Source organism: Candidatus Methanomethylophilaceae archaeon, assembly GCA_017524805.1.
Classification (GTDB): Archaea; Thermoplasmatota; Thermoplasmata; order Methanomassiliicoccales; family Methanomethylophilaceae; genus Methanoprimaticola.
The window spans coordinates 1-3,861 of the sequence record JAFXUX010000015.1 but is presented as its reverse complement, the minus strand read 5'-3'; the positions used below and the strand labels follow the sequence as shown (position 1 = coordinate 3,861).

Here is a 3,861-nt window from a genome sequence, read left to right as displayed (position 1 = left end):
GCTGCCGAACGCCATAGTCTGCCGCAAATGCGGGAGCCTGTCCGTGCTTGGGAGGTCGGGGAGCCTGTGCCCTGCCTGCCGGGGGGCCGGGGATTTCGAGGAGATCGTATGCGGGTTCTGCGGCACATCGTGGATCGCCGCCGACCCTTCCAAGAAGATCTGCCCGGTGTGCGGGATAGTGGCATCCTCCGGGGACGGCTCCGAGAAGCTCACCGCGCTGTGGGAGAAAGGGAATCTGAGGCTCAACTACATCTTCAAGGACGGAATCGGATGCGTATATCTGTGGGACGGATCCCGCCCGGTTTCGTGCAGGTATCTGAACGAGGTGCTGGACGATTGCGGGATCAAGTTCGAGACCCTGATAAAACGTGCCGGCTCCAGATTGCATGACAGGTTCTGGGAGTCCCTGGCGGATGATATGCGGTCCCGCCAGGATGCGTACAGGGAGAACATCCCGTATTTCATGGGCAGGATCGGGATCGGCCAGGAGCAGGCGGAGATACTGGCGCTGCATTTCACAGGGATGAGCCCGGAAGCAATTTCCCTTAGGTCGAAGAGGTCTCTGAAGGAGATCCGCACGGAGTTCACCAGGATCCAGGAAGCCTTCAGCCAGAGCGGGATAGTCGTGAACGATTCGGTGTACACCGAGGATCCCATTTCCTGCTACGGCCCGGAGAGCGCGGGGACCTCTACATGAAGATACGCTTTTTCCCTCCTATGTAAGCGGTGATGACATCTTTCGATGTTTTGGACAGATAACCTATATGGTTGCATTTTCGATTGGATTTATCATCCATAGCGATGGGTGATGCGCTCTGATCGACGAGCAAGACTTCCAGTTGGGTATGAGGCGCCTCGGGCGCATAGTGATCCAGACCAAGTCCTGCGAGGCCACCGGCAAGGGCAGGTCGTGCAGGCTGTGCGGGCACGTCTGGGAATCCAAGAAGAGTTCCGGCGAGCCCAGGTGCTGCCCGAAATGCAGGTCTTCTCTGTGGGACAGGCAGACGGTCGGGACGGTCACCTGCAGAAGGTGCGGGCACATGTGGTCGACCACGATGGAGCACCCTCCCAAATGCCCTTCCTGCGGCAGCAAAAGGTGGGACGCGGACATCCTCACGGTGGTCTGCGCTTCCTGCGGCCGCCGCTGGCTGAGCATCCTGAGGAAGGGCGATTCCGTGCGCTGCCCCGTGTGCGGCGAGCTGGGGCCCGGGGGTTACCACATAGAGGGCGCCAAAAGGTCCGGCCGCCCCAGACGCATGGAAGTCCCTCTCAGCGAGGACATTCTGCTGGTCATGTGGAGGATGGATAACGAGCTCAACCGGGCCGTTTTCCTGAGGAACAGCGGATTGACCCCGGAGCAGGCGGACGTGATAGTGAGCTTCGACCGCGGCGATTCGGTGCCGGAGATAGCTTCCCGCATGTCGATGCCGGTGTCCGAGGTCATGGAATCGGTGCTGCCTTTCATGGGGCTCTGCGAATCGATGGGGGCGAAATCCTGGAGCTGATCGTGAACAGCGAAACCGGGCCGCTGTCCAAGTATTCGGACGCGTATCTCTTCATAGTCCTCGATTCTCTGCGCAGGAACGGGCGCATGAGCCGGAGGGCGCTGGTCCAGAGCGTCGGCTTGGGGGAGGGAAGCATCAGAAGCATGCTGAACGTCCTCAAGAGCTGGAGGTGGATCGAAGTGAACAGATCAGGTTCCAGCCTCACGGAATTCGGCAGGGAAAGCTTAGAAGGGTTCGGGATAAGGTTCGTCGAATTCCGCGATGACAAGTACGTCCTGGGCTCATGCCAGCAGGGGATAATCATCGGCGGGGTCGCGGACATGATAACCAACGGCATGGCGCAGAGGGACATGGCCGTGAAGAACGGCGCAACCGGGGCATCCATTTTCATTATGAGGGGCGGCAGGGTGCTGTTCCCGACGATATGGGACCTCGACGAGAAGGATCCGAAGGTCGCCGCAAGGATAAGGGCGGCAGGTCTGACCGAGGGGGATGCGCTGGTGGTAGTAGGTTCGGAAAACATCTACAGATCCAGGGTGGCGGCCGCAGCGGTCGGGCTGGCGATGAAATGAGATCCGGGATGGGAGCCATGGTCTTGGCCGCCATCGCTGTCATGGCGGTTTTTTCGGCGGCCGAGTGCGGCGCATCAGAGACGTGCCCGGACGGGTCAGTCTACGAGTACGAGACCCACGGCTCCGGGCATCCCGGCTACTACTGCGCCATCACTTCCGTCATGACTGGCGAGAAGGTTCTGCATCTTCCCGCGGTGCTGGAAGGGTACGACGTCCGCATCCTGTCGTCTTCCGCTTTCGACGGCTGCACTTCCGAAATCATAATCGTCCCGAAGAATCTGAAGATCATCGAAGACGGAGCTTTCGGCGGGTGCCAAGGCGTCAAGGATCTCTATTTCATGGGGGACCGCCCGGAGATCGTGGGCGGGCTTCCGGAAGGCGCGAAGGTCCATGCGATGCCTTCGGCCGGGGGATGGGAAGGCGCAGAAATCATAAGGACTGTCATCGCGGACGGAATCGAATACGCGTTCCTGCCCGACGGGGCGGTCGCCGTCGGAGGTTCCGCCGAGAACGGCCGCATCGTGATACGCGGCGAGGTGGAAGGCGTAAGGGTCTCGGGGATTGCCGAGTACGCGTTCGCCGGGACGATGATGGATGACGGGAATGTGCAGAGAAGGGCGGACGTTTCCATCGCGGTCCTGGAGGAAGGTCTGGAGAGCGTGGGGCAGAGGGCGTTCTATTACTGCGATCTCGAGGAAGTATCATTTCCCGGAACCCTGAAGAGCATAGGCGACGAAGCCTTCCGCGCGTGCTATGATCTGAAGGAGGCGGATTTTCCCGGGGGCCTGGGATACATAGGGTTCGAAGCCTTCCGCGAATGCAGGTCGCTGAAGGGATTGGACGTGTCCTCGGATTTCGTCGGGGAAGGCGCCTTCTACATATGCGACGGTCTGGAGCGCGCCGGCGTCGATACCGGAATCGTCCCCCGCATGTTCGGGTATTGCTCTTCGCTGTGCCAGGTTGAATTCGGCGGCCATATTGATGCCATAGGATACGGCGCGTTCAGCAGATGCGCTTCATTGGTTTCAGTAACGATTCCGGACGGTGTCCTCGGGATAGGGGGAGATGCCTTCCGCGACTGCGCCTCTTTGGAAAAGGTCGATCTGAGCGGGGTCAGGGACATCGGAGCTTCGGCTTTCAGAGGATGCGCGTCGCTGAGGAGCATCGACCTTCCGGCGTCAGTGTCCCGCTTGGGCGGCTACGCTTTCGCCGACTGTCTGGGGCTTGATGACGTCTATGCCCGCGGGAAAGCCCCTGAGGGGGACAGCACGGCGTTTTTGAACGTCGATGCCGCCGTCCATTGCGAAAAGGCGGATGCGAAGTCCTGGGAGGATTCCGGATTCGGGCTTAGGGTAGAAGCGGACCGCGGCGGGAATGCGGACATTGCGATCGCGATAGCTTTGGCGGCCATCGTCGCAATTGCTGTTGCAGCGGCGGTTATTGTGAAGAGAAGGCAAAGGTGATTCTGATGGAATCGGCGGAAGGCGACTTCCACGGTCTTCATTCGTATGCCTATCCCGACGGACACGGCATCCTTCGGGTCCGGTCCGTCGGCGTAACGTTTTTCCTCGATCTGTTCAAGGGCTGTTCTGGCCAGAGCAGAGAGGTCCGATTCCGGGTCTATCGTTGATTTTACTTCGATTATGACGGGGGGATTCCCCTTGGAAGCGGGATAGAATATGTCGGTGAGCCCAAATCCTTTCGGCGATCCGGTGCTCATCGCCATCTCCGGCGTAAGAAGGTATGCCGCGATTAGGTCGCGGTAACGGTCATGCCTTGAGGGG

Annotated in this window: 4 protein-coding genes; all 4 read left to right on the top strand. The window is 60.0% G+C overall.

Going from position 1 to position 3,861, the window contains the following annotated elements; all coding sequences use genetic code 11:
• Positions 1-697, top strand: a 697-nt coding sequence (locus IKP20_03875) for a hypothetical protein (protein MBR4504094.1), incomplete at its 5' end; no start/stop codon positions are given.
• Between the two features lie 148 nt (positions 698-845).
• The gene (locus IKP20_03870; GenBank protein ID MBR4504093.1) at positions 846-1,505 is read left to right on the top strand and encodes a hypothetical protein; all 660 of its coding nucleotides are present in this window, start codon (positions 846-848) and stop codon (positions 1,503-1,505) included.
• Positions 1,506-1,507: 2 nt separating this feature from the next.
• The gene (locus IKP20_03865; protein MBR4504092.1) at positions 1,508-2,077 is read left to right on the top strand and encodes a hypothetical protein; all 570 of its coding nucleotides are present in this window, start codon (positions 1,508-1,510) and stop codon (positions 2,075-2,077) included.
• Positions 2,074-3,540: a leucine-rich repeat domain-containing protein gene (locus tag IKP20_03860; GenBank protein MBR4504091.1), complete on the top strand. Its 1,467-nt coding sequence runs from the start codon at positions 2,074-2,076 to the stop codon at positions 3,538-3,540. Before IKP20_03865 ends, IKP20_03860 begins: the two co-directional genes overlap by 4 nt.
• The last annotated feature ends 321 nt before the right edge of the window (positions 3,541-3,861 follow it).

What these genes read in the sequence shown, in the direction of transcription:
- IKP20_03870 (MBR4504093.1), top strand. Translation starts at nt 846, where the DNA reads ATGAGGCGCCTCGGGCGCATAGTGATCCAGACCAAGTCCTGCGAGGCC.
- IKP20_03860 (MBR4504091.1), top strand. Translation starts at nt 2,074, where the DNA reads ATGAGATCCGGGATGGGAGCCATGGTCTTGGCCGCCATCGCTGTCATG.